General features: G+C 42.4%; 22 protein-coding genes. 11 read left to right on the forward strand and 11 right to left on the reverse strand.

Going from position 1 to position 26,870, the window contains the following annotated elements; genetic code table 11:
• Positions 1 to 355 precede the first annotated feature (355 nt).
• On the reverse strand, positions 356 to 1,192 hold the full coding sequence (locus JMW39_RS07535) for a hypothetical protein (protein ID WP_227679451.1): 837 nt from the start codon (positions 1,190 to 1,192) through the stop codon (positions 356 to 358).
• 347 nt (positions 1,193 to 1,539) lie between these two features.
• The gene (locus JMW39_RS07540; protein ID WP_201545285.1) at positions 1,540 to 2,838 is read right to left on the reverse strand and encodes a saccharopine dehydrogenase family protein; all 1,299 of its coding nucleotides are present in this window, start codon (positions 2,836 to 2,838) and stop codon (positions 1,540 to 1,542) included.
• Between the two features lie 611 nt (positions 2,839 to 3,449).
• Here JMW39_RS07540 and JMW39_RS07545 point away from each other — a divergent pair.
• Positions 3,450 to 3,605, forward strand: a complete 156-nt coding sequence (locus JMW39_RS07545; RefSeq protein ID WP_068407724.1) for a DUF1328 domain-containing protein — start codon at positions 3,450 to 3,452, stop codon at positions 3,603 to 3,605.
• Positions 3,606 to 3,738: 133 nt separating this feature from the next.
• On the opposite strand, the gene JMW39_RS07550 is transcribed toward JMW39_RS07545, so the two are convergent.
• Together JMW39_RS07550 and JMW39_RS07555 are read right to left on the reverse strand one after the other, a co-directional pair.
• A complete protein-coding gene (locus JMW39_RS07550; protein ID WP_201545286.1) occupies positions 3,739 to 4,032 on the reverse strand; it encodes a 4a-hydroxytetrahydrobiopterin dehydratase in 294 nt (97 codons plus the stop codon).
• Between the two features lie 310 nt (positions 4,033 to 4,342).
• Complete coding sequence (locus JMW39_RS07555) at positions 4,343 to 4,633, reverse strand: GNAT family N-acetyltransferase (protein ID WP_201545292.1); 291 nt, start codon at positions 4,631 to 4,633, stop codon at positions 4,343 to 4,345.
• 492 nt (positions 4,634 to 5,125) lie between these two features.
• Between JMW39_RS07555 and ettA the strand changes: the two genes are divergently transcribed.
• On the forward strand, positions 5,126 to 6,787 hold the full coding sequence (gene ettA, locus JMW39_RS07560) for an energy-dependent translational throttle protein EttA (RefSeq protein WP_201545294.1): 1,662 nt from the start codon (positions 5,126 to 5,128) through the stop codon (positions 6,785 to 6,787).
• Positions 6,788 to 6,924: 137 nt separating this feature from the next.
• Here ettA and plsB read toward each other — a convergent pair whose 3' ends face one another.
• Positions 6,925 to 9,771: a glycerol-3-phosphate 1-O-acyltransferase PlsB gene (plsB, locus tag JMW39_RS07565; RefSeq protein ID WP_201545302.1), complete on the reverse strand. Its 2,847-nt coding sequence runs from the start codon at positions 9,769 to 9,771 to the stop codon at positions 6,925 to 6,927.
• Positions 9,772 to 10,047: 276 nt separating this feature from the next.
• On the opposite strand from plsB, the gene ybaK reads away from it, so the two are divergent.
• Both ybaK and JMW39_RS07575 read left to right on the forward strand, forming a co-directional pair.
• Entirely contained in the window at positions 10,048 to 10,536 is a 489-nt protein-coding gene (gene ybaK, locus JMW39_RS07570; RefSeq protein WP_201545310.1) for a Cys-tRNA(Pro) deacylase, read from the forward strand.
• A 37-nt stretch (positions 10,537 to 10,573) separates the two neighbouring features.
• A complete protein-coding gene (locus JMW39_RS07575) occupies positions 10,574 to 10,948 on the forward strand; it encodes a 5-carboxymethyl-2-hydroxymuconate Delta-isomerase (RefSeq protein ID WP_201545312.1) in 375 nt (124 codons plus the stop codon).
• A 37-nt stretch (positions 10,949 to 10,985) separates the two neighbouring features.
• Here JMW39_RS07575 and JMW39_RS07580 read toward each other — a convergent pair whose 3' ends face one another.
• Positions 10,986 to 11,465: a hypothetical protein gene (locus JMW39_RS07580; protein ID WP_227679452.1), complete on the reverse strand. Its 480-nt coding sequence runs from the start codon at positions 11,463 to 11,465 to the stop codon at positions 10,986 to 10,988.
• 132 nt (positions 11,466 to 11,597) lie between these two features.
• A complete protein-coding gene (locus JMW39_RS07585; RefSeq protein ID WP_201545314.1) occupies positions 11,598 to 13,418 on the reverse strand; it encodes an acyl-CoA dehydrogenase C-terminal domain-containing protein in 1,821 nt (606 codons plus the stop codon).
• Positions 13,419 to 13,854: 436 nt separating this feature from the next.
• Here JMW39_RS07585 and JMW39_RS07590 point away from each other — a divergent pair, with 436 nt between their 5' ends.
• Positions 13,855 to 15,006, forward strand: coding sequence for an FUSC family protein (locus tag JMW39_RS07590; RefSeq protein WP_227679453.1), 1,152 nt, complete (start codon positions 13,855 to 13,857; stop codon positions 15,004 to 15,006).
• 123 nt (positions 15,007 to 15,129) lie between these two features.
• Here JMW39_RS07590 and aroE read toward each other — a convergent pair whose 3' ends face one another.
• Complete coding sequence (gene aroE / locus JMW39_RS07595) at positions 15,130 to 15,990, reverse strand: shikimate dehydrogenase (RefSeq protein WP_201545322.1); 861 nt, start codon at positions 15,988 to 15,990, stop codon at positions 15,130 to 15,132.
• Positions 15,991 to 16,458: 468 nt separating this feature from the next.
• On the opposite strand from aroE, the gene JMW39_RS07600 reads away from it, so the two are divergent.
• Positions 16,459 to 17,133, forward strand: coding sequence for a hypothetical protein (locus JMW39_RS07600; protein ID WP_201545324.1), 675 nt, complete (start codon positions 16,459 to 16,461; stop codon positions 17,131 to 17,133).
• 15 nt (positions 17,134 to 17,148) lie between these two features.
• Positions 17,149 to 18,108 carry an aminotransferase class IV gene (locus JMW39_RS07605; RefSeq protein ID WP_201545326.1) on the forward strand — a complete coding sequence of 320 codons (960 nt, stop codon included), beginning with the start codon at positions 17,149 to 17,151 and terminating at the stop codon, positions 18,106 to 18,108.
• Here the strand turns inward: JMW39_RS07605 and JMW39_RS07610 are convergent.
• Positions 18,105 to 18,302 carry a DpnD/PcfM family protein gene (locus JMW39_RS07610; protein ID WP_227679454.1) on the reverse strand — a complete coding sequence of 66 codons (198 nt, stop codon included), beginning with the start codon at positions 18,300 to 18,302 and terminating at the stop codon, positions 18,105 to 18,107. The two genes, JMW39_RS07605 and JMW39_RS07610, sit on opposite strands and share 4 nt — an antisense overlap.
• A gap of 156 nt (positions 18,303 to 18,458) precedes the next feature.
• On the opposite strand from JMW39_RS07610, the gene JMW39_RS07615 reads away from it, so the two are divergent.
• Positions 18,459 to 18,953: a hypothetical protein gene (locus tag JMW39_RS07615; RefSeq protein ID WP_201545328.1), complete on the forward strand. Its 495-nt coding sequence runs from the start codon at positions 18,459 to 18,461 to the stop codon at positions 18,951 to 18,953.
• Here the strand turns inward: JMW39_RS07615 and JMW39_RS07620 are convergent.
• On the reverse strand, positions 18,950 to 19,714 hold the full coding sequence (locus JMW39_RS07620) for a DpnI domain-containing protein (RefSeq protein WP_201545330.1): 765 nt from the start codon (positions 19,712 to 19,714) through the stop codon (positions 18,950 to 18,952). The genes JMW39_RS07615 and JMW39_RS07620 overlap by 4 nt on opposite strands.
• Positions 19,715 to 19,885: 171 nt before the next feature.
• Here JMW39_RS07620 and mltG point away from each other — a divergent pair, with 171 nt between their 5' ends.
• Both mltG and tmk read left to right on the forward strand, forming a co-directional pair.
• Positions 19,886 to 21,172, forward strand: coding sequence for an endolytic transglycosylase MltG (gene mltG, locus JMW39_RS07625; RefSeq protein WP_201545340.1), 1,287 nt, complete (start codon positions 19,886 to 19,888; stop codon positions 21,170 to 21,172).
• Between the two features lie 108 nt (positions 21,173 to 21,280).
• Complete coding sequence (gene tmk / locus JMW39_RS07630) at positions 21,281 to 21,982, forward strand: dTMP kinase (RefSeq protein ID WP_227679455.1); 702 nt, start codon at positions 21,281 to 21,283, stop codon at positions 21,980 to 21,982.
• Between the two features lie 126 nt (positions 21,983 to 22,108).
• On the opposite strand, the gene JMW39_RS07635 is transcribed toward tmk, so the two are convergent.
• Positions 22,109 to 24,382: a cation:proton antiporter gene (locus tag JMW39_RS07635; RefSeq protein WP_201545342.1), complete on the reverse strand. Its 2,274-nt coding sequence runs from the start codon at positions 24,380 to 24,382 to the stop codon at positions 22,109 to 22,111.
• Positions 24,383 to 25,284: 902 nt separating this feature from the next.
• Here JMW39_RS07635 and JMW39_RS07640 point away from each other — a divergent pair.
• Entirely contained in the window at positions 25,285 to 26,736 is a 1,452-nt protein-coding gene (locus JMW39_RS07640; RefSeq protein WP_201545775.1) for a Do family serine endopeptidase, read from the forward strand.
• Positions 26,737 to 26,870 lie beyond the last annotated feature (134 nt).

Consider the following 26,870-nt stretch of genomic DNA (forward strand, 5'->3'; position numbering starts at 1 on the left):
CTATATATTTAATATAACTAATATTAACCCTATAGATAAAATAAAATCATGATAACCAGCCAGTGATTATCATGATCGATTTGTATAAAGAGTTTTATAAGCTAACCTAAATCAGCGATAAAAATCTAAAGGGGACAATAGCAACTAAATAAGCGTAAGTTCAGTAGCACATAGATTAAGAGTCTAACAGAGCTATGTTTGTAGGTGACTTTGTGCAATTACTGTATGGTTATTGTCAGATAAAAAAGTAGAGTTGATCCTCTACCTTTCTATGTGAATTTTTATATCAACCTTGTATTAATCAATCATAAAAATGCTGAATCAATACTTTTATCATCGATTTATTATCAATGATTTATTCAATAATCACGTATTTACCAGTATTTGGATCGAGAACGCGTTGCTTATTATTATCGGGCACACGAATAACAGGGAAGGTTTGACTGATTTCGGTATCTTCAAGTATTTCAGCATCTGCTTCTTGACCAACGATGACAGCTTGATTGGCATCTGTTTCAATCGCTATAGCAGTACCATTTGCCGTATTAACGCGTTTAATTTGACCTTGTGGCGCGATGATGACTTCTTTCACACGGTATTTAGCAGGACGTATAACGCGTGTGGTTTCTACAACGATCGGCTCCATGCTACGCTCTTCAGTGATAGCGATTTCAGCCTCTAGGGCGGGTTCTTCCGTTTCTTTTGCTTCATTCATGATAGGCGTTGGGAATTTTGCACCAAAATGATTATCACACTGTTGCATGCTTAAACGTACTGGATTACCCGCTTTATCCATATAGACGTTAACCGGCATATCAGCGGCAATAGGAACATATTTACCTACTAAAGCGCCTGAAACACCGTAGCGCCCATTTGACTGTCCAACCCCTAAGTCACAAGCACCGGCTGTATAGCCATCGGCTTTCAAGTTATTATTATTCACGACAGTTTTAGGAATCATCACTTCAGATAAGCGCATTTTTTTGACAGAAGCTTCGCCCGTTTGCATCTTTGGTTTTTGATAAGTATAAGGGGTATAAAATTTGGCAGAGCCATCTTTGACCGCCATGACACACTCATCGTAGCTATCATAACCAACGTTGCCATGATTATCAGTCGTCATGCCAGCATTGGCGGTACTTGCAAACATAGCGACACCTGATGTTAGAATAGCCGCTGTTAATACATTCATTTTCATAATCCTTCCCTATTAATTATTGTTAATATTTTTCTTTGGGTTTGGTATGTTTGTGCTCGGTAGATAAAACCCGTGCCATAACCTCTTTTATCCTACGTCAGTTCTAGCAATATGGCTGTGACATTAGTCCGGAAATGTGTAGCTTAATGTATTGAAAAAGAGCAAATGGGCAACATCGTTTACCAAAGAAATACGCTTTTATTATTTATTAACATTTGTCTAAAATATTTATGACAACGAGGTAAAAATATAGGTAATAAAAAACCGCCTCTTGTTGCCAAGACGCGGTCGTTACTATGTTGGTTAAAATTACATTGCTTTAATTTTAACTATGGCTGTTATTAATCTTCGACTATTTCGAAGCTAATACCAGAGTGCGCTTCTAAACGTTCAATTAAACTATCGCCCATCGCCGAGGCAGGCGTCCAAAAACCACCACCGACATCGTCTTTACTAATATCTTGCGCGAGACACAATGCCGCTTGTGACAACATACGTGAGGTGCTGCCGTAACCTGGGTCTTTATCGCCCGTTACCTTGGTATTGATGGTGTCATTACTGGCAGTTTGCCCAAATAGGCGAATATCAAAATAGCCATTTTCCTGCTCTTCTTTAGAAGGACCCGAGCCTGATTTAGGCAGTACGTGCTTAGATAAAAGCTCGCGGCTTGGCGTAATCATCATAGCAGTAGCAAAGCCTAATAAGCCTGCACTCAATGCATAGCTTGATAGTTTGCCTTTTACGCCATCTTTCATCCACATCGCTTCGTCATATTTGAAGTCGCGACCATATTCATAGCCAAGCAGTTGGTTACTGCGATGCACGATACGGGTATTGATGCTTGCCATGACAAAAGGTGCCAACCAGCGTTTATGCTCGTCATCGTATTCAGGTTTGCTGACATTGGCTTGGCGCACGTTTGGCGCGTCTTTATCATCGTTCAGTAAATAAGGATTTGCTACTTGCTTACGGCGTGATTTATCTTGGCTGACTTCTTCAAAGATTGTCGCCATCGACGCAATCGTGCCACCAGATAAACCACCTTTTGCTGCTTTGACGCGCATATTGATAACATCACAGGCGTTGCCGAATTTTTCTTCCGCTTTTTTCTGAGTAAAATACACGCCCAAATCTGACGGAATAGAGTCAAAACCACAAGAGTTGACGATACGTGCACCGCTTTGCTTTGCGGCGTCCTTATACTTATCCATCATGTCTTTGATAAAGATAGCTTCACCTGTCAGATCGACATAATCGGTGCCATTCTCCGCACAAGATTTAATCAAAGGCTCACCATATTTTAGGTAAGGGCCAACGGTTGAGATAATAACTTGGCTTTGCTTAGTCATCTTATCGAGGCTAGCTGCATCGTCACTATTGGCAATGATAATGTCAACTTTGCTAGCAAGCTTAGATTGCAGCTCATTGAGTTTTTCCTCATCACGACCGGCTATCGCCCAAGTGACGTTAGCGCCATTTTTGTCTTTAGTGTTTGATAAAAATTCCGTTAAATAATGCGCGGTAATCTGTCCAACAAAGCTTGTTGCTCCGTATAGAACCACCGCATAAGAGCGTTTTTCGATTGCAATTGATTGCTCATTATTTGACGTTTTTATATTGTTTGAAGAATCCGTATTCATATTTATTTTCCTTATTTATTGGCTGTTATTAAATGGTAACTGTTAAACGAGCATTATTAAATGCTTGTTCTCAAGAGCATCGGTAAATTATTTTTACCCAATGACTTTTCTTAAGTAACTTTTTTTAAATAACTTCTTACCGAGTAATTTTCTTAAATCACTTCTTTATAAGTGACTTTTGCTAAATAACCATTTGAGAGTAATGCCTGTGAGTAACCTGGGATAGGTCATAAAAGAAGTGGTGTGGATTGAAAGCTATTGCAGATTTTCTCATAAAAATAGAAAGATTTAAGCAAGCGTTCACTATCTCTACACATAAGTCCTGAAAAGCCAAGTAAAAACTTCAAAACGGTAAGATTTGCTACAAAGTTTACATAACCTATCGACATTATTACCAAAATGAACGTTTTCTAGAGGTGATTATTGCTAATCTATATTCGTAAGCAGTTATAAGTAGTATTAAAAACAAAAAGTAAAATATTGGGTAATTAAGATATTGCTAGTAAATCGCATTAGTCAACAATTAGCCTAATAAGCTAATGACTTGCTTATAGACGTTTACTGCACTTATCTTTATACCTAGTTTTCAATCATTATTTGAGGAGAATATTATGTTTCGTTGGGCTATTATTTTTGCCGTTATCGCGTTGATTGCAAGTTTCCTAGGTTTTGGCGGTGTTGCTGGCCTATCTGCAAACTTTGCCTACATTCTACTAGCAATTGCTGTGATTCTATTTATTGTCGCATTTGTTAGCCGCCGTATGTAATAGAGAACAGTGACTGCTTAGATTTTAAGTATTCATTGTAATAATAAGAAAAAGTCCTCTATAGAGGACTTTTTTTATGGCTAATATTTGTAGATTTGATTGCTATCAACGCCATCAAACCTACTATCAAATACTAAAAGGTTTTAGGTTGGATGATATGCTCCATTCGTTTTGCCAAACGAACATCATGGCTAGTAATACCGCCGGTATCACCAGTAGTCAGGCGAACTTCGACCACATTATAGGTATTACTCCATTCAGGATGATGCTCTAATGCTTCAGCATGAAAAGCCGCTTGGTTCATAAAGCTCATGGCTTCAATAAAATCGCTAAAGTGATAGCTTTTGACAATGCTATTACCCTCACGCTGCCAGCCTGGCAATTCTTCCAACTGCAAATCAACTTGTTGATTAGATAAACTACTCATGGTGATATCCTTTATTATTATGGTGGATGGAAAAATCACTATTAACGATAAAATAGTGTGGCGATTACGATGAGCTTCAGGCGCTTTTACTCACGTGATAAGCGCGTAGACTACAAAAACTTTGGGACAAAAAACCCACCTATTACGGATATCTTATTATTTATTTGGCTGCAAATAAATAATGAAAAACATCTGAAAGATAGGAGGGCTGTGAGGCGTCAATATTTAGAGTATATAGCTCTAGTATAGCGGTTGGTAGTAAAAACTATCATTGTTATATAGCGCTAAATACGCTCATAACTTACCTGCACTATAGCAGGTCCTGATATTCAGGGTGCTTATCGATATAAGAGGCAACAAACGAACATTGTGGTACGATTTTTTTATTATTGTCACGCGCATAGTTTAACGCATGTTTGACCAATGCCGAGCCTACGCCGCGGCCGCCCAATTCCTGCGGTACAATGGTATGGTCGTAGACCAATTTATCATCACGCTCTTGATAGCTAATATAACCAGTATGACCATCGATTGAGGTCTCAAAACGCTTCGCTTGCTCATCGTGTACGATATCTAGATTCTGTTTGTTATCATTACTCATAGAAACTCTCCATTATTAATATTTATAATTATTACTAGCTATTAATCAGACGTTTATTTTGCTTCTAGTCTGAAGCATCTTTCAATGCTAAACATCTTACTCTTAAACGTCTTATTACTCTTAAACGTCTTATCTAGGTTATTGTGGGCGTTTTTAAGTTAAGTTTCTAGTCATTTACCGTAAGGCTAGATAGGACGAATGTTAATAGCCTTACTTTATGTCAAACATCGCTGCAAGAGTTTGTAATGAATGATTTTTTATAAAGGTTTTGGCTTAGATAGTCGATAAAACAGACCGCTATCGGCAAAAAGACAGCAAAAAAAGTTAAAAGACGCAAAACGACAGCTAAAACAGCCTGTTAGCTTGCAGGGGTTGCGCCACAATGCGATAATGGCAGACAATTTATAACCCTGATTTTTGAGGCGCAGTCCGTTTGGCACTATTGCTGAATAGGATTTGTCAGCCTCGTCTATGCAGTCTATCGGAGTGTTAATGGCTCAATATATTTACACGATGAACAACGTGTCAAAACTTGTTCCACCTAAGCGTGAAATCTTAAAGAACATCAACCTATCGTTTTTCCCTGGTGCCAAAATCGGTGTACTAGGTATCAACGGTTCAGGTAAATCAACCTTGCTACGCATTATGGCGGGCGTGGATACTGAATTTAGTGGTGAAGCACGCGCGCAAACTGGCACCAAAATTGGTTACCTGCCGCAGGAACCACAGCTTGACGACAGTAAAGACGTGCGTGGTAACGTCGAAGATGGTATGCGTGAAGCCTTAGATGCACTTGCTCGTTTAGATGCCATTTATGCAGAATATGCTGAGCCGGATGCAGATTTTGACAAGCTTGCTGAAGAGCAAGGTAAGATGGAAGACATCATCCAAGCATGGGATGCGCATAACTTAAATACCCAGCTTGAAAAAGCGGCCGATGCTCTGCGTCTGCCACCATGGGATGCTGACGTCAGCAAACTATCTGGTGGTGAAAAACGCCGTGTGGCACTATGCCGCCTGCTATTGTCACGCCCAGATATGCTGTTACTTGACGAACCGACTAACCATTTGGACGCTGAGTCCGTTGCATGGTTGGAGCAGTTCCTACAGAACTATAGCGGTACGATCGTTGCCATTACCCATGACCGTTATTTCTTGGATAACGTTGCTCAGTGGATTTTGGAGCTTGACCGTGGTCATGGCTATCCGTATGAAGGCAACTATACTGAGTGGCTCGAGCAAAAGAACACCCGTTTAGAGCAGCAGAATAAGCAAGAAGAATCGTTTGCTAAAGCGCTGAAAAAAGAGCTAGATTGGATTCGTAAAAACCAAAAAGGTCAGCAGGCTAAGTCTAAATCTCGTGTACAGCGTTTTGAGGAATTGAACTCAACAGAGTTCCAAAAGCGTAACGAGACCTCTGAGATTTATATTCCACCGGGTCCTCGTTTGGGTAATAAAGTCATCGAAGTGAATGATATCTCTAAATCATTTGGTGATCGTTTGCTGTATGAAAACCTAAGCTTTAACGTTCCAGCAGGTGCCATTGTTGGTATTATCGGTCCAAATGGTGCGGGTAAAACCACGCTATTTAACATGATTACCGAACGTGATACGCCAGATACCGGTTCAGTCGAATTGGGTGAAAGTGTCAAAGTCGCTTATGTTGGTCAGGTACGCGACAACTTAGATGATAGCAAAACCGTTTGGGAAGAAATTTCTGACGGGCTTGATATCATTACCGTTGGCGACTATACCACCCCAAGTCGCGCTTATATCGGACGTTTTAACTTTAAAGGTTCAGACCAGCAAAAGCATGTTGGTCAATTATCTGGTGGTGAGCGCAACCGCTTGCAACTGGCGAAAACGCTAAAACAAGGCGCGAACGTTTTGCTGCTTGATGAACCATCAAACGATTTGGATATCGAAACCTTACGTGCGCTAGAGGATGCGATTCAAGTATTCCCAGGTACGGTAATGGTGGTCTCGCATGATCGTTGGTTCCTTGACCGTATCGCCACTCATATTTTGGCGTTTGAAGATGAAGGCCCAGTTTGGTTCGATGGTAACTATTCTGAGTTTGAAACTTATCGTAAAAAGACCATGGGTGATGACGCCAGTCCTAAGCGTATGAAGTATAAAAAGATTAGTACCTAGGACATCTACCTAAGATAGCTATCTAACAGCTGATAAAAATATGGCTGTATAGAAGTTTAAAATTGATAATAAAAAAGACCTCTAATATATTAGAGGTCTTTTTTTGTAATAAATGATTGAATGTTGCGGACTATAAGTTAACGTTTACGGCCAAATTTACGCTGCTTTTTATTACTAATCTCAGTAATCGCATGAGCAATCTCTTCTTCATTGAGGCTAGCCACTTGCTGCAAAATTTGCATCATATCAGGACTGAGTACATATTTGGCATGATGGGCAATATGGTCGATGCGCTGATCAAAGACTAATATGCCCGTCTCTTCATCTTTTTGTAGATAATCCAAACGGGTTAAAGCACCAAGGAAGCTGGTAAATAACGCGCGGTCAAAGAAATCAGGAATGTCGTCAGCATATAGCACTGACAAGCGCTGACCCAATAGATGACAGAGGTCAACGACTTCGTTTTCAGTCAGATTGCCCGAGCCTTGCTGTGCAAGTAGCGCAAGGGTCATAAAGTAACGCTCAAGACTCTGTTCGACAGGCGTCGCGAGCACTTGTAGCTGCTGATAGCATTTACTATTGGTTTCAGGCACGCTCAATATACCATCGCTTAACTCTACAATCAGTCCACTCGCAAGCAGGCTATCGACTTTCTTGTCGAGCGTTTCTGTCAAACCATGCGCTGGATAGTATAAGAACAGCTCGCTTTGAAGGAATGGATATAATTGTTCGGCAATACTGTTCAAACGACTGCGCTCGATGCGACCATTGCGCGCTACCAATGCCGCTAGGAATGATAATAAAATAAAGACATGCAGGATATTATTACGGAAATAACTAAGTAGAGCAGCTTGCTTGCCGGCAATTTGAATAATATCTCCCAAGATATGCGGTATACGCTCGATAAGCTTGAGCTTAATACCATAATCGATGATTTGCTGCGGCGACATATCGGTGATGACGGTATCAGCTGAGTAAGGTAGCTGCTGCGCCAGACCTTGATATAGGGCAATTTGCTCACGGCAAATTTCTTCGTCAAGCGCCGATTTTGGTGCGGATAATAATACCAACGATAATAGTGATACAGGGGTAATAACCGCTGCTTTATTGATATGCTGCATCACTTTGACGCCGATATTATCGACCATCGCGCTGGTTTTATCATCGAGCGGCGTATCGGTGCGATCGGCAGGTAAGCTGTTGGCCGGCACATCGAATTTTGTCATAAAGTCGCTAAGGTATAGCGGCGTGCCAAAGCTTAAATGTACATTACCAAAGATACGCTCAATCTTACGCCCAACTTTGAGTAAACCTATTAACGATTCAGATTCTTTTGGTTTGCCTTTTAGCTCACCAACATAGGTACCACCTTCCATAATGCGCTCGTAACCGATATAGGTCGGTATAAATACCACTGGCTTCACAGAATGACGTAATTGACTGTGCACTGTCATGGCCAGCATACCCATCTTCGGGGGTAACAGTCGTCCTGAACGCGAACGACCACCTTCGATAAAGTACTCAATCGGCGTATTACGGGTAATCAATGTGTGCATATATTCACGCAGTACCGCGGTATACAGCGCGTTACCACGGAAGCTACGACGAATATAAAAGGCAACGGCGCCGCGTAATAATGGCCCTAATACTGGCACATCTAAATTGTCACCGGCAGCAACATAAGGAATGCTCAGACCGCGCTTATAAATGACATAAGAGAGCAATAGATAGTCGACATGACTACGGTGACAAGGCACATAAACCAGTTCGTGATCTGCCGCTAGCTCACGCACACGCTCAAAGTGATGCACTTCGACGCCATCATAAAGCTGCGTCCATAGCCAAGTGAGGAATTTATAAAAACCACGCACAATCGAGTGCGAATAGTCATTAACCATCTCATTGGCGTAGCCTTTTGCCAACATACGCGCTTCACGTACGCTGGTACCTGACGCAGCAGCTTCAGCTTCTATGGCATGTTTAATAGCTGGCGAATATACCAATTTGTCGACCAAGTTACGTCTGTCTGACAAATCAGGACCGAGCATACTGGCACGTTGTTTGTCTAAGTAAATATTAAGCTGTTGTTGCAAAGAGCGCACCAGTTCGCGATTGCCGTCGGCTGCTGCAACCATGGTATAGCTTGGTGCTTCGTCGCCATCCTTTACGATATTGCTGTTATCTTTTAAATCGTTAGCTTTTAATTCACTATTTTCTAAAGTGCTGTTTTCTAAAGTACTGTCTTTTAATAAACTGTCTTGTGCGAAGCTATCTGTTAAATCGCTGGCCACTGAATCAAAGACAGAGAATGCTTCGCCATCGCCTTTTAGGCTGTCATTAATAAGCGTACGCAAGTCTTGCGGTGGATGGAATTGCACAAAGGTGTCGCGTCCCATGACGCCGATATTAAATAGCTGCTTGGTGATACTGGGGTCTTGCCAGTTATCAGCCGTCAATAGCTTAAATAACGAGTCTTCTTTTTCTGGCGCGCGTCCCCATAGGATGGAGACGGGTACCAAGCGAACTTTCAATTCTGGGTGTTGCAAAACGGCAGAAACCAAGCGCGATAAGCGAGGGGATAGCTGGCTGTCTTTTGCATGTGGATGATGTAAGAATATAATCGCCGCATTTTCTTTAATGCCGTGGGCAATATCTTGTACCCCAACCAAGGCGGGTGGCAGATTGTGCTCTTGCGTTTGGAGGTCAATCAAAATACTGTTGGAGCGCGAATAGTCTTGCAGCACATAAAACCTGAGGATATTGTCGTCGTCATCAAACTCAGGCAATTCGCCCAATAGCTTTGGCTTAACGGCAACATCAAGCATCTGCCCCGAAAGCTTACGATACAGCTGGTTAATCGGTGCATTAGTATAAGGCTTTGGCGCGACTGGGCTGATATCAGTGTCTAAGTCTTTAGTCACTGCCGTATCGTTGGTCGCTACGGGCGCTTTAAAAATCCGTTTTTTTAAGAACTTCGGTATCATAATCAGTATCAAAATTAGTCAAATATGTTGTGCTTATGATGCCATAAAAGCCATCAAAGCGATATATGGTGTCTGTATATACTGTTAATATTAACATTATCACCAGAGAATATATCAGCTAAGATGGCTATTTAGAGGCGCAATTATTTGAAGTCATAGGTAGAAAAATTAGCGATTTCACATCATATTGTATTAAGATTAAAGCAGAATTAAGATATTGTTCTTCAAATCCTTTTTAAATTTATTCTCTAACCTTTTATCTAAGCTAAAAACATTATGACTCCTGCTATCAAACTTGCCAAACAATGTAACCTTGATTATAAGCTGCATGAATATACTCACGACAGTAACACTGCGTCCTTTGGGTTAGAAGCGGCTGAAAAACTGGCCATTGCTGCCGAGCGTGTATTTAAAACCTTAGTGGTCACAACTGACACTGGTGGTCTAGCAGTGGCTATTTTACCCGTGGATAAAACCTTAAATTTCAAAAAAATGGCCAAGGCGCTATCTGCTCATAAAATGCTGACCTGCAAAAAAGTGCAAATGGCAGATCCAAAGCAGGTCGAACGCACTACCGGCTATGTGCTTGGCGGTGTCAGTCCATTGGGTCAAAAAAAGCGCTTAGCGACTCTCATTCATACCTCCGCGCAAGAGCAAAGTAGCATCTATGTCAGCGGCGGTCGCCGAGGTCTGGAGATTGAATTGCCGCCTGAGCAATTGGCAGCCGCCCTTGCTGCACGCTTTGCAGATATTGTTGATGATTAATTTCTAGCAGGCTTTGCCCTTTCTAAGGATTTTACCTATGCCACATTTAACTATTGAAGTGACGCCCAATATCATCATTACTCATGAAGAATCATTTCTTAAAGCATTAAATCAAGCATTATGGGACAGTGAGCATTTTAGTAAGCCAACTGATATCAAAACGCGCATGATACCGATTGAGACATTCTTGGTGGGTGTTGCAGACGATGAGCAACGCAGTGGCTTTATTTATGCGCATCTAAAAATAATGAGCGGTCGTGACGAGGTCATACGGCATCAGCTCGCTGAGCTATTAACGGCTGCCATAGAAAAGGCGTTAGATGGCGAACAATCAGGGCGCGTAGGCGTACAAATCTGTGTTGAGGTGGAAGAAATCAGCGCGATTTATCATAAGAAGATGCTTGCGGACTAATAAGTGCTTATGAATTATTATGAGTATTTTTATAAACTTATAAATACTCGCATAAGGATTCACTGGCATATTTAGGTAATATCATCACTTCAACTTTATAACCGGCCGTTTTACCTTGAGTGGACATCAAATTGCGCGCGATACGTAAGCGATATTCTCCGGTGGCGGGTAGGCAACCTTGATAAATGATACCGCCTTTGGTGCCATCCTGTGTGCCGTTTGGCATATGTAATACGCCGACATTGGCAGTTTCAGGCGTGCCCGTAAGTGGTGCAATATTAATAATGGCATATTGCCAACTACTGGCATCAAAGCGATACCAGCGCTCATTTTCATTGGGTTTTAATTTCCCAGTCACCGTGCTACTGATAGCACCTTTGGCAAAATGAATAGGGGTGTCGCTACTTTTAGCCAATACACTATTTGCGCCCACACTGATTAAGCTGGCACTAAGTAACAGCGTGTTTATCGTCCGTGTGGTTAATAAGTTGCTCTTGTTATGAATGGAAAACACCATTATCTCCTCATTTAGTTTGTCATCTATCTATTACTTCCAGCTTTAGTACTTTCTGACTTTCAGTTAAGCATAAAAAAGCGCCTAAATAATAGGCGCTTTTCTTATCAATCATTAATTAATACTTTTGCAATTCTAATCTAGGAAAGCAAAGTTATCGATGTCCATCGCTGTCATGCTGCTGCTTGGTGCAACCATGCCTTCGGCATGACCTGAAGTACGTGGTAACAACTTATCGAAATAGAATTCTGCCGTTTGGATTTTGGCTTTGTAGAATTCTGGTGATTCTGTACCGCCATTTTCAAGCTTTTCATAAGCAACCGCTGCCATACGCGCCCAGTGGTAGCCCATCATTACATAACCTGAATACATCAAAAAGTCATCTGATGCCGCTGAGATGATTTCACGGTCTTTACGTGCCATCAGCATTAAGCGTACAGTAAGAGTATTCCACTCAGCACATAGCTTAGTCAATGCCCAAACGAATTTGCGCATGTCTTTATCTAAGGCATACTCGCCACACCATTTCATGATGCTTGAGGTGTAATCACGGATGATTTTGCCTTTAGATTGCAAGATAACTTTACGACCCAATAAATCTAGTGCTTGGATACCGGTCGTGCCTTCGTACATGGTGGCGATACGAGCATCACGAGCGATCAGCTCCATGCCCCATTCTTTGATATAGCCGTGACCGCCATAGACTTGCTGACCGTGTTTGGCCGCTTCAATACCAAGCTCAGTTAAGAAGCCTTTTAGGATTGGCGTATAGAAGCCTAATTTGTCATCCCACTTCTCAAATTCTGCATCATCACCATTGGCGATGCCTTGAGACATTTTATCGGCATAGCGAGCTGAATGATAAATCATTGAGCGACCGCCTTCTGCAAAGGCTTTTTGGGTCAATAGCATACGGCGAACGTCTGCATGATGAATGATGGCATCAGCCACTTTTTCAGGCTCTTTGGTACCTGACAAGGTGCGCATAGAACGACGGTCTTTAGCGTATGGTAGGGCGTTTTGGAATGACAATTCAGTATGCGCCAAACCTTGGATACCGGTACCAATACGGGCGGTGTTCATAAAGGTGAACATGGCTTTTAGACCTTTGTTTGGCTCACCAATTAAGTAACCAACCGCATCATCAAAGTTCAGGACACAAGTCGCTGATGAGCTGATACCCATTTTGTGTTCGATAGAGCCACAACCAACGCCATTACGCTCGCCGATTTCGCCTTCAGCATTTGGTAGGAATTTCGGTACGATAAATAATGAGATACCGCGTGTGCCTTCTGGTGCATCTGGTAGGCGCGCTAGTACGATGTGAATAATGTTTTCAGTTAAATCATGCTCACCGCTTGAGATGAAAATCTTAGTGCCGCTAAGCTTATAACTACCGTCTTCTTGCGGGATGGCTTTCGACTTAACTTGACCCAAATCCGTACCACATTGTGGTTCAGTCAGACACATGGTGCCCGCCCAAGAGCCTTCAACCAGTTTATGTAAGTAAGTTTCTTTTTGCTCATCCGTACCATATTGCATAATGGTATTGATACAACCAGTCGATAGACCAGGATACATTGCCCAAGGCCAGTTCGCCGTACCGATGATTTCAGCTTTGATAAGGTTGATTGACATTGGTAGGTTCATACCACCGAATTTTTCAGGGTACGAAATACCTTGCCAGCCGCCTTCAACGAACTGGTTATAAGCTTCTTTAAAGCCTTTAGGGGTCGTGACCACGCCATTCTCAAAATGACAGCCTTCTGCGTCTGCTGGCTGATAAAGTGGTGCAAGGACGTTTTCGGCAAAATCAGCCATACCTTGAAGAATCATATCAACCGTTTCAGGATCAGCGTTTTCGCCGTTGTCTAAATCTTTATAGTGGGTTTGGAAGTCAAAAACATCATTTATCAAAAACTTGATATCACGCAAAGGTGCTTTGTAAGTTAACATAGTCGCTCTCTTTGGTTATTCGCTAATATAGACTGTCAACTTAGTAGGTAAGCGACGATTTATGGAAGCGGTTGTTTAATTATTTGGGGTAATGGTGGACAATATCAGGCGTTGTCATGCAGTTTTATTAAGAACAGCTTATCCATTTCGATAACCGTTAAGGTGTCCTTGATAAAAAATAGCTGTTTTGGCATTGAGGTCAGTATAAATCTTCTATAACGACAAATATACAACTAATAACTAATATTCATAATTAGGTATTAAAAACAAAACATTTGGTTATAAATATAGAATATTGTTTTGAATGACCCTTTTTATTTTGAACTGTCTATAACTCGCATAATGTGGTTTAAAGATAGATGATAGTAGCAAAAATATTTAACGATATGATTTACGTGAACCAATAAGATGAATGATGAATAAAAGAAAGCCAATTATGAGCGCATCAAAGCGCCAAGCAAAACATAAGTCACAACACAAGGTAATGCCAGCATCTTGGCTAATAGCATTATTTGCGCGCTTAAAAAATCTCATCGACGGCGAACTCCATCACTTGCTGACGGTCAATCGTAGCAAGCGCCCGTGGCATATGCCGATTATTGCTGCGATTGCGATTAGCTTTCCGGTATTTGTGGGTGCCTACTTTGACGCCTTATCGTCTGGTATCAAGGCGTCTTTGGGGGCGATGGTTATTTTAAACGTCCCCTTAGTCGGTAAGCTGCCGTATCGGTTGGTGACAGTGATGGCATGGGGCTTTGCAATGTCGTTGTGCTTTGCGCTCGGTTTGATAGCACAGCAAATCCCACCATTAAAATTGCCCATATTTACCTTGATGGCTTTTGGCATTGTGATTTTTGGGCGTTATTATCGCCAGCCACCGCCTGCAGGCTTGTTTGTGATGATGGCGGGAGCGATTGCGCTATTTATACCGCTGCCCCTAGAAGACGTCATGCCAGCCACGGGTTTGGTAATGCTCGGCAGCGGCTTTGCTTTGGTGATGGCGCTGTTATATTCGCTGTTTTTATTGGCGACGCGCCCATCGACGCCGACACCTACTTATAGCTATGAGCCCGATACCATCACGGAAAGTGTGATTGTCGCCGGTTTTGTGAGTTTAGCGCTAGTTATCGCGCTTACCTTGAATTTATCAAATCCGTATTGGGCGGCGGTCAGCTGCTTTTTGATTATCCAAGGTATTCATTTGCGTACCATGTGGATTAAGCAGATACATCGCTTGCTTGGGACGATATTAGGCGTGGGGCTGGCGGGTTGGATGCTATCGTGGGGTTTGCCGATATGGGGCGTGGCGCTGGCGATATTGGCAATGATGCTCTGTATTGAAACCTTGGTCGACCGCCATTATGGGCTGGCGGTGATATTTATCACGCCGCTAACGATATTTATTGCTGAATACGGCAGTGGTTTGCCGTTTTCTGAGCAAGCTTACCAAGAAGTCATTTTGGCACGTTTGTTTGATACCATTATTGGTTGCTTGGTCGGTTTAAGCGGCGGCGTGGTGATGCATTCAACCAATTTACGCGTACCGCTGCGCCGGATGGAGGATTGGTTATTGGCGCGTTTTGGCTAAATAAATACCTTTATAAAAGAAGGTATACATGATTAGAAAAGGCCGTATAAGTAATATTTATACGGCCTTTTTAATCGTCACGTTTAATACCTTCAATACTTTAAAGATGTTTAAAAATAGCAATCAAAGCGCTTGTAAGGTTTTAGTGACTTTTACCACATCAATCGTATGTCCCGTCCAACACTCAAAGCTTAACGCCGCTTGCCCGATAAGCATGCCATAACCATCAGATGTTTGCGCGCCGCGCTCGGCAAAATGCTGTAAAAATGGCAGCTCACGTCCATACATCATATCGTAGGCATAATGGCCGCTGAGCTCGTCGCTAAGCAGCAGCGTATCGCCCGATAAACCAATCGAGGTGGCATTGATGATGATATCAAAATCACCGCTTAGCGCTTCAGTGCTACAAGTTTTAATTTGCTGGTCATTAATGGTTTCACTCGCTACGCTTAGCTCAGCAACCAAATTAATCGCTTTACTTAATGTACGATTGGCAAGGGTTAGCTCGGCGATACCCGCTTCAATCAATGGTAATATCACCCCACGTGCCGCGCCACCTGCACCGATAATTGCCACGCGCGCATCCTTTAGCGGCCAGCCTAAGCTTGTGATGTGATTGACCAAACCTTGACCATCGGTATTATCACCATATATTGCCTCGGCTATCGGTGTGCCACTTTTTAACAGCGCTTTATTTAGCAGCAAGGTATTGACTGCGCCAGCGACCTTGGCGTGTTCAGACAAGCCGCCACGCGCCGCGCAGCAATCATAAGCCACTTGCTTAAAGGGCACGGTCACATTGGCACCAACGCCGCCGCCCTGAAAAAAGGCCTCAATTACCGCAGTAAAACCGGCTGCATCATCGGGGCAATACTGGCGTTGATAGCTAATATTTATACCCACCTGCGCTGCAAATTGCGTATGGATTTCAGGAGATTTACTGTGGGCAATCGGATTGCCAATAACGATAAAATGCTGGGTCATAAAGGGTTCGCTGGCTATAAGGGTTAAAATAGTGGCAAAATTAACAGGCAAGAAGTTATCAATAAAAAGTTGATAATCCAATCATTCCAATTAATCGCACTTCTTCCGTTCATCATAGGGGATAACGCTATCTTGCACAAATTTGTACTGCGTAAATTAATCGTTCAATTAATGCTTTAATAGATGATATTTTTGCCTCGTGAGGTCTTTAACAAATCTGTACTCTGTGGGAGTGTTATCCGTAACGTAAAGGCTAGTCAAGTGTTAAGCAGTTGGGTAAACTAGGGAGCATCAAAATTTCTATTGGCTTTGTGTTTTAATAACTACTACAGTATAAAAAGAAAAGACCAGTCGATAACAGAGTATATAAATATAAAAAATTAACAAACATTGTTCATTACCAGCGGCATCGCTGTCCGCTCGTTGATACTATTTTCAGACCTTTATAAAAGTGTGAGTAAATTGCCTATGTTGAAGAATAGCCTACAGACCCTGATGGTCGGTACGATAATGGCAGTTGGCGTGTCTTTGAGCGCCTGTAATAGCAACAAAGAAAGCGATACAGCAGCTGAAGACGTCAGCGCTGAGAGTAGCGAGCAGACCATCGCTGAAACCTCCAAACCAGACAATACCAAGGCAAATGCTGACCTCGATGGCGCCACTGCGGCGCAAGGGACACCAATAAAATATGACGTCGCCTCTTGGGGCACCGCTAAAGTTAAAGCTCTGAACGTTGATGAGCTTAGCGCGATAAAGTCAGCATTTGGTAAAGTGGTCAGCACTGATGAAAATAGCTTGGATTATGCCAGTAATCCGGCGTCCAAATATCGCTTTATGCAGAATGATGCGCCGTATTTAGACTTGATTGATTCTGAAAAATATCTTGAGCTTGGCTGGTATTTTGCCAATCCGACTGACTCTGATAAAGAAAAAGAGCTCAGCCAAAACCATGCTAAAAAATCTTATCAGCTGGCGCGCCAACTGATGGGTGATGAAGGCGGCAAGCTGGTCGCTGATATGCTCGGTGGTCAAATTATCAAAAATAAAACCATCGGCGGTCAAAAAGTAGAGCTAGCAAAATGCGAGTTTTATAGCTGTATGCTGGTGATTAATAAATCCGCTTCTCAAGCCGCTGATAAATAAGCGGGGCTAGCCTTGATGTCGCCCAATACCTGGATATGTTTGCATCCATCCAATGCTACGACAGATGCTGCCAAGCTTACTATGTCATTAGACAATCGCGGGCTGGCATACGGTGATGGTTTTTTTACCACCATGGGCATCATTGATGGGCAGATACTATGGTTGGACTATCATCAGCAGCGCCTGAACTCGCATGCGATAGCCTTACAACTGCAGCTTGACAGCGATTCACTATTAGCGATATTACAAACGCATGCCAAGCAATTACAGCAAGGCATGCTAAAACTTATCGTAACGCGTGCTTCCCAAGAAGTTCGTGGTTATGGTTATACACCAAATACTTGCGGCAGTATTTGCGAGATTTGGCTTAAATCTTCGCCAATGAGCATTACCACTGCGCAATCGCTGCCTATCGCGGTTAATGGGCAATTCATCCCGCTACAACCAGCCGCTAGCGCCATTTGCTTATCGTCTCAGATTGCTTGTCTACCGCTGCCACTAGCTGGACTGAAAAGCTTAAATCGTCTGGATAATGTACTGGCAAGTGGCGAGCTGCAAGCTATCAAAGCCAAAGCATTGGAAGGCAATATCAAACCAAGCTTCGGCGAAGGTCTGCTACGCGATATGAGCGGACAATGGGTTGAGGGGACGACGAGTAATGTGTTTTATCAATTATCACAATCGCCAGTCGCAAAATCGTCCAATCGTCCACATGCTCAAAGCAACAGCAACTATCTGAGCGCTGGTCAATGGTATACGCCATCGATGGCGCAATCGGGCGTCGCTGGAGTGATGCGGCAAGTGATTATCGATGAGTTATCGACTACCAAAAACCCCGTTATCATCAGGTCTTTACAAGATGAGGATTTACCTCATTTAAGCCGGCTGTTCTTTTGCAATGCGCTGCGCGGTATCATGCCAATGACCAGTCTGACTTTATTGTCAGGTGAAGTGGTGGGTTTTGACGCGATTTAACCGTATTTAAAAATATTAAATTTGGTGTCAATTAAGTCGTCAGGGTACAAAATAATATCTTCATTGCGATAAATATCTCGCGCTTTTAATAGTGCTTCTTGCTCGTTCTCTGCCAACACTTCCACGATGTTACTTAGCGTCTCAATAATTTCTATCTGAAATATTCTCTCTACTTTCTTATCTATTTTTATCATTACTATTCTCAATACACACCTATCAAAGTGTCTTTAGGATTTATATCCGATAGGTTAGCAAAGGCGCTTAAAAGAAGTGATCGTCTTTTGTTAAGTGGACTTGTGCGCTAAGTAAAATCGATCAATGATCCTGTTTTTGAAAAAGGATAAAATCGCATGCGCCCAATCTATGAAAATAAACGAATTCCACTACAAGTACGTCGATTAATAATATTTAGTGAAATTTGTCTTAAGGCAAAAAAATGCCCTCATGAAAATGTCTATTTAAATACTAAATCCCAACTAGCATTTAGCGTTATGTACTTTAAGGACAGTAAAAAATATGTAGCTTACGGCGGAGTTTTTGAATATTCGTACATATTAGATGAAGGTATTAAATATGATTTCGATATTCCTATACATAGTGATTATCCAATGTGTACCATTACTGTCAAAGGACAGCCCTTTACTAAACCTGCTCGTACAGCATTAGGATTACTGACAGATTGGAATAAATATGTACAGAATAAAGTCAGTAACTCATTTGAATATGACTTAAATCCTATGTTTTTAGTACATGGTGAGTTAGGTAAAACCTACGTTCCTCATAGATTTTATGAGATTTTGGTATCAAGTGCAGATTTACCTCTTTGGGATAATAAAAACACTTAATATAATTTGCGATATTGCCCACGACTGGTAAATTCAATAATGCCTTTATCGCGTAACACTTGTAATTGCTGACGAATTTTATCGTTAACATGGTTGTTTTCAGGATGTTTAATCTTTAATAAGTCGGCAAACGCATAAACTTGATTGAGAGAAAAGCTATCTTCTAGTCTATCAATACATTGCCATACATCTAGCGTCCAGCCACGCGAAGCTGTAGATTGTTCGCGTAAAAACAAAGTTTTTTGAAATTGCTCGGTGACATTTTCGCGTGGTATGACCTGCTGGTCTTTGACCAAAAATACTTTTCCCGATTCGGGCACTTTATGCAAGTCTATATTGCAGCCGACCCAACCGGCGCGTTTGGCAGTAACGGATAATGGTTTGCGTTTTATAATCATGTCTGGTTTAAAAAACTGTTTGGGAATGATTAAAAAATTATTAACGCTCAATGCTTGGGAGTAGGTTAAAAAGAAAAAGTTTGGATTGTTATCACTGTTGATGCGCTCAATCATAGTGTCATAAGCGCCATCATTGATAATGTTGCTTAATTTCGCTTTCTTACTTTTTAGCTCATATTCTTCGCTACAATGTGCGCAATAAAAATCAGCAACAGGCTTTCCGTTCGTAAATTCAGCCAATGGCGCATTATTACAATTAGGGCAATAGCTTTGATTGGCAACCCAATCTTCACTTAGTACTCTAATGATTTGGCTTGGTGACTTATAGTTTTTGGCAAGACTTTGATTGAAATGTAGATTCATAACAAGTTTTCGTAATCAATGATGAAGTGCGAAAATAACATTAAAAGAGTATGGATATTAAGCCGTAACTCTTAAGCTAACCATCAAGTTAATCGATAAGCTAAGCAAATACCATTGAAAATCGCCCAGTTCAATGCTAAATTCTAGCAAACTTCTCCCTCGCGAGTGAACATGAGCACCCCAACACCTGAAATACCGCCTGAACGCCCTAATGAGTCGCCATCAAACAACCGTGACTATACTGATGGTCAGCCTATCGATACAACACCGTTGGACACAAAACCCGTCATTGACGATGTTCCTGCAGAGGAAGTGCCGGCGACGGATATCTCGCTCATTAGCGGTAACAACAAACCACGCCACTATAAAGCCGATAACCCCTCGTTCTTTATGCAGCGTGGCTATCAGGTATTATTGGTGCTTGGGCTGATTGCGGCGTTCTTTTTGGTGATGGTTTATCAGACCTTGTTTGGTCGGATTGAGCAGCCAAAGCAAATGGTGACAATTGAGTCGGGTCAGACCTATTATGGGCTATTGCCGCAGTGGCAGCAGCAGATACCGCTGTTTTCTGCCACCATTGCCAAGCTTTATATGAAAACGCAAGTCGAGGGTCCATTGCACGCTGGTATTTATCAATTACCAGAAAACCCCACCTTTGCTGAAGCGCTGGAAGTATTGGGGCAAGGGGTAAAAGCGTCGATGGTCAAGGTACAAATTATCGAAGGTAAAACCTCAAAAGATTTATATCAGGCGCTACGAGATAATAAAGGCATCAAAAAAGAGGTGCTGACCGCGGACAGTACTAATGCCAGTATCGCGCAGGCATTGGATTTGGTTGGCATATTGCCGGATGCGGTCGTCAATAGTAATGATGCTATCGTCAATCACAATCTTGAAGGCTGGTTTGCGCCTGATACTTATTATTATGGCGAAGGCAGCACGGATAAGCAGGTATTGACCGACTTGTATAAGCGCCAGCAGCAAGCATTGACCAAAGCGTGGGAGAATCGCGACCCTGATTTGCCTTATAAGACTCCTTATGAGGCGCTAGTAATGGCATCGATTATTGAAAAAGAAACCAGCGTGGCAGAAGAGCGTCCTTTGGTATCGGCAGTATTTAACAATCGTTTGAATAAGGGTATGCGTTTGCAAACTGATCCGACTATTATTTATGGTATGGGCAGTCGTTATGAAGGCAATATTCGTCGTAAAGACATCGATGAAAGGACCGCTTATAACACCTATCAAATCGATGGTTTACCGCCAACACCAATCGCGCTGCCATCTGCAGCCTCGATTGAAGCAACCTTGCATCCTGCCGATAGCGAAGCATTATATTTTGTCGCGACGGGTAACGGCGGGCACAAATTTACCAGTAGCTTAAATGAGCATAACCAAGCGGTAAAAGAGTACTTGAGCGTTATGCGTCAGAAGAAAGCACAAACACCGCCGCCGTAATTTAATCCTCTATATTTTCTTGAAATCTATCGTGTACTGAGCGTTATATAGATATAGCTATTTATATCAATATCTATATAACGCTCATCAATGACATAAGGTCATATCATGTCAGCATTACCACAAGACAAATCATCGCAAATAAAATGGCCTAAGCATTCGATTAATACAGCGTCCAATCAAGGGCGCTTTATTAGCTTTGAAGGTACTGAAGGCGTTGGCAAGACCACCGCTATTGAGCAGCTTTGCAACCAGCTACAAGCAAAGGGCATCGATTATCTGCGTACCCGCGAGCCAGGCGGTAGTCCGTTTGCCGAGCAATTACGCGCTATTTTACTAGATCCGAATACCACGATTAATGATGATACTGAGCTGCTACTCATGTTTGCGGCGCGCTGCGACCATCTACAGCAAGTGATTTTGCCAGCGCTGCAACGCGGTACTTGGGTAATATGTGACCGCTTTACCGATTCGACCGTTGCTTATCAAGGCTTTGGACGGGCGAATGGCGACGCTACTGTACGTTGCAAAATCGATATACTTATCGAGCAGTTTGTGGTGCAGTTACCAGAGCTGACCTTATGGTTGGATTTACCGGTATTAGAAGGGATGGCACGCGCCAATAAACGTAGCGCCGCTGACCGTTTTGAGCAGCAAGCGACGGAGTTTTTTACTCGAGTTCATCAAGGGTTCAGCGTTCTTGCCAGTGAACAGCCTGAGCGCATCCAACGTATTGATGCGTCAGGCAGTGCCGATGAAGTCGGCGCGCGTATCTGGCAAACCGTTCAGGAAAAATTTGCATTAGTGTAATGCGGTTTTAAAGTTAAGAACTTACATTTAACATTAGCATTTTTACCCTAAAGTAATTAAGCAAAAAGCTCCAACTAAGCAGTTGGGGCTTTTATTGTTTATGAAACAAATTTTAAAAAGATAACTCTACTCTTTATCTATATCAATGCTATCGCCGCTAGAGTCAGGTAGACGGTTGGGGTCAAGCACGCCTTTTTTGGTTTTCGGTGCGCTGCCATTACCATTGGTACTGCTAGAGGTCTTGATTTTCGAAGTTGCCGTCGAATTATCCGACATCACCCCTTTATTCATAGCATTAGTAGAATTGCCAGCGTAAGTAGAATCAGACTCTACCGTTTGAATATTCACTTTTTCAGCATTAACGTCTGATGCTGGAGTTTGATTAAGCGTATCAGTAACGGTATCGGACTGATTTTCTTGTGCAGTTTTTATATCAGTAACCTTTTCTACATCGGCCTCTTGAGCAGTGTTTAATGCAGCCTCTGGCATAGCAGTGTCATTACTAGCATCCGTAAGTTCTATTTCTTTACGCTTTTCAGGCGCTTTCGAGCTAGACTCAAAGCTAGCATCTGCTGCCGCGCGCGCCTGCTCTTGTTTTGGCGTTACATCGACCGGTTTTGGCTGTACTTCATCATCGACGACCAATGAAATCAGTTTACGATCACGCGGTACCGTGCCATCAAACTTATCGGTAATGACATGTAGCTTGCCTTCTTTATCAACGGTATAAAGCGGCACGAATTGCTTATTATCGGCTTTATATTGCTCAAAGCTATAGCTGTCGGTGATGTTGGTAATTTTGATACGCGCTTTTTTCGACAGCATACTGGCAAGCTTGGTATAAGTGACATCTTTGCCAAATAGCCACTGCGAATGGAAGTTGCCTTGCTTATCATCGCGCTCGCTTCTGACTTTTTCATCACTGAATTTAAGGCGATAAAGTTTGCGCTCGCCGAACTCATGACGATAATGAATCTCGGACAGGGTATTCATCTCTTTATCCATACTCATGGCAAACAGACGCCCGATACCGATCAGGTCTAAATGGTGATCCGCATGATCAGAGATGGGGTTGCCAAAGTAGGTCCGCAGACCGCTCATACGAGCTTTAGCGATATTGGTATAGTTATTGTGGGCAACGATAACATCGAAGCCTTGGTCTTTTAGGGAAGTCGCGACCAATAGCGCGATTGGATTGGAGCCAACGACTAATATACCGTTGGTTTCAGGCTCACGCACGCCCAAGAAATTACCAACCATTTTTGCACCCAAGCCTTGAATCATCACTGTCCCAATAATAACCAGGAATACCAAAGGTACGAGTAATTCTACCCCTTGAATATCATATTCTTGCAAGCGAATGGCAAACAGTGAGGAGATAGCAGCGGCGACAATACCACGTGGACCAATCCAGCTGATCATCAGCTTTTCATTGGTTTTTAGATTGGAGCCAATAGATGACGCCCATACTGATAAAGGCCGCGCAACGAACATCACAATGGCTAGTAACACCAGTCCAGCAAAGCCAACGCTTAACAGACTTTCAAGCTCAACGCGGGCAGCTAAAATAATAAATAATACCGATACCAGTAAAATAGTCAGTGATTCATTAAACTCTAAAATCGTCTCGCGTGGGAATTTTGGCCAGTTAGCCAGCGCCACCCCAAGTACGGTGACCGTTAATAAGCCAGACTCGTGTTCTAAATGGTTGGAGATAGAAAACAGTAGCAGCACAAAGGCAAGGGTAAAGACATTGCGTAAAAACTCAGGAATCATATGGCGACGCATTAAAAATGCTAATGCCCACGCGCCCGCTAAGCCCATCGCTACTGCTAATACCACAATTTTAGCAAACAGCAAGATACTACTGGCTTCACCACCTGAGATGATATATTCATAGACCAATACCACCGCAATCGCGCCGATAGGGTCGATAATGATACCTTCCCATTTCAAAATGTTAGAAATGGTTTTATTGGGACGCACGCTGCGCAGCAACGGCATAATGACTGTAGGGCCAGTCACACAAACCAGCGCACCGAATAGCAAAGCAATCAAAGGGTCAACATCGAACAAAAGGTAGGTCGATAGCGCCACGATGGCAATGGTGATAAGCACGCCGACCGATACCAGCATCTGTACCACAGAGCCGTGTTGCTTAATCTCATCAAACTCTAAAGTCAGCGAGCCTTCAAATAAAATAATCGCAACGCCTAATGAGATAAAGGGGAACATCAGCTCGCCAAGTACCAAGTCTGGGTCAAAAACTCCCAATATCGGGCCAACAATAATACCAATCAGTAATAAAAACAAAATGGACGGTTGCTTTAAATACCAAGCTAACCATTGGGCGGCAATGCCAATCCCAACCACGCCGGATAACAATAGGGCGGTATCCATAAATTAATCCTTTTAAAATCTTGTTATATTTTATATCTACAAAAGTGCGCGCCACATGCTAGAGACGCTGATGCTGTGATTGATGTTATTAACTATTCATTAATAACATCAATCACAGCATCACACAAAGTATGAGTCATAGCATTGCTCAAAATAAATTGAGATATGATATATATGATATCGCAATAAAGAGGAAAGCTTTCTTAGACCCATAAGCATAGTCTAAAAACGCAAAAGATGAAAAATAAGGTGATGATCGCCAGTCTGATAAAATAACGACCTACAAAAATTAACTTTTGTTTGTGATATAAATAATTCGGCTTGTTATCATAACACGGTTTTATTTTATGTATTTCGAGGCTCTTTTTCTGAGCGGCTTTACTATTTGATTATAGAGTTTGTCAAAGAAGCTGGGAAAATATAGTGTCAATAAGGTGAGGTTGCGTTATTTGTTAGCACTGTATAAACAGTATAATAAGAAATTAGATTTATTCACTGTATAAAAATTGCTATCTAATGGCAGTATTCAAAGAGCTGGTTGAATGGATAGCATTCTGTCGTAAATAATAGAAAAGATAAAGTTTTATACCATAAGTCCAAAATCGACTGTAAACTAACAAGCATTATTCTTTGCAAGTTTGTATTATTGAAAACTCATGATAAAGCTTATGATAAAAGCAGGCAGTAAATTTCTAGTCCAAAAACTAAAGACGATTTTTTTAAAGCTCATCGAAGTAGCAAGTTGGGTAATAGTGATTAGAGTTTATTTTTTTAGTGAAATAAAATAAATTGATAACATACGCCAAAATTACGCTTAATAACGGTTCTATTTAAACCGTTGATAACAATTAATTTATAACGACTATAAGACCCATTATATGGAGGGTAACATGCCTAAAAATATGCCTATCAATATGTCTAAACCGAATACACGCAATTTGAGCCGTTGGTTAAAACAGAGCACGTTGGCAATTGCCGTTGCGACGACTATGGTTGCGGGTATTAATATAGCTGGCGTACCAAGCGCTGAAGCGGCCGTTACCACTGCAGATTTTTCAGGTTTGGTTCAGCAAGTTACCCCAGCGGTAGCGCGGGTAAACGTCACCAAAACTGTCAGTGAAGCTGAGCTTGCCAAAGCCCAAACCGCTGAGCTATTGCGTAAATTTTTTGGTGATCGCTTGCGCATTCCTGACCAAGCAGCGACGCCAGCGATTGAGCACGCTTATGGCACCGCATTTTTTGTCACGCCTGATGGTTATATGCTGACCAACCATCATGTGGTGGCGGGCGCGGACAAAATTACTGTGACACTTAATGATAGAACGGAGCTTGATGCGACTTTAGTGGGCAGTGACGAGCGCTCAGATGTGGCAGTATTAAAAGTCACGGGTCGCCAGTTCCCAGCGCTGCCAATCGGCGATTCCAATGCATTAAAAGTAGGCGAACCCGTACTAGCAATTGGCTCACCGTTTGGTTTTGATTATTCCGCATCGGCGGGCATTGTTAGTGCCAAGTCGCGTAATTTTTCGCGTGAAACCAGCGTGCCTTTTATCCAAACCGACGTGGCATTGAACCCTGGAAACTCAGGTGGACCTTTATTTAATCAGCGCGGCGAAGTGATTGGTATTAACTCGCGTATTTTTAGTGGTACAGGCGGCTATATGGGGCTGTCATTTTCCATCCCGATTGATGCGGCGATGGATATTTATGAGCAGCTGAAAAATAATGGTGAGGTTGCGCGCGCCTATTTGGGTATTTTTCCACAAGATATCGACCGTAATTTAGCCGAAGCTTATAACTTAGCGCGACCACAAGGGGCGTTATTAACGCGTGTGTCACCAGATTCACCCGCGCAAAAAGCAGGGCTAAAATCAGGTGACATCATTTTAAAATACAATGATATCCAAATTATGGAAGCCTCAGATTTATTAAACCTCATTAATCGGGCACGCCCCAATGATGCCTTTCGCGTCCAAATTCAACGCGATGGTAAGCAATCTATCGTAAGCGGCAAGCTCAGTAACGCCTCTAACGATATGCAGTCGCAAACTTCTGCTCAGCAGGGTAGCGGCATGAGCTTAGGGCTCGCGCTGCGTAACTTAACGCCTGAGGAGCAAATAGAGCTGGCGTCTGATAACAAGACAGGTGTATTGGTCACTGCTATTGAGCCAACAGGACTAGCGGCACGCTCAGGTATACTGGCTGGCGACGTTATCACCAATCTACATCAAAAGCCTATTAAAACGGTCAACGATTTTTCTAGTGCCGTTTCATTATTACCCAAAAAAGGGGTAGTGACGCTGGAGATGATGCGTCAAGGTATTCCGGGTATTATTGGTTTGCGAATTGAGTAGTAAGTAGACAAGAGAAAATCGAGGCTATTCATAATAGAGTGATAATCTGCTCGTAGCGTCCAACAACCGATGTGTTGACGATTCGTTAAAAATTTAGAAAAGGTTTTAGCGGTAATCCGTAATTACGCTACACT

The organism is Psychrobacter immobilis (assembly GCF_904846175.1).
GTDB lineage: Bacteria > Pseudomonadota > Gammaproteobacteria > Pseudomonadales > Moraxellaceae > Psychrobacter > Psychrobacter immobilis_E.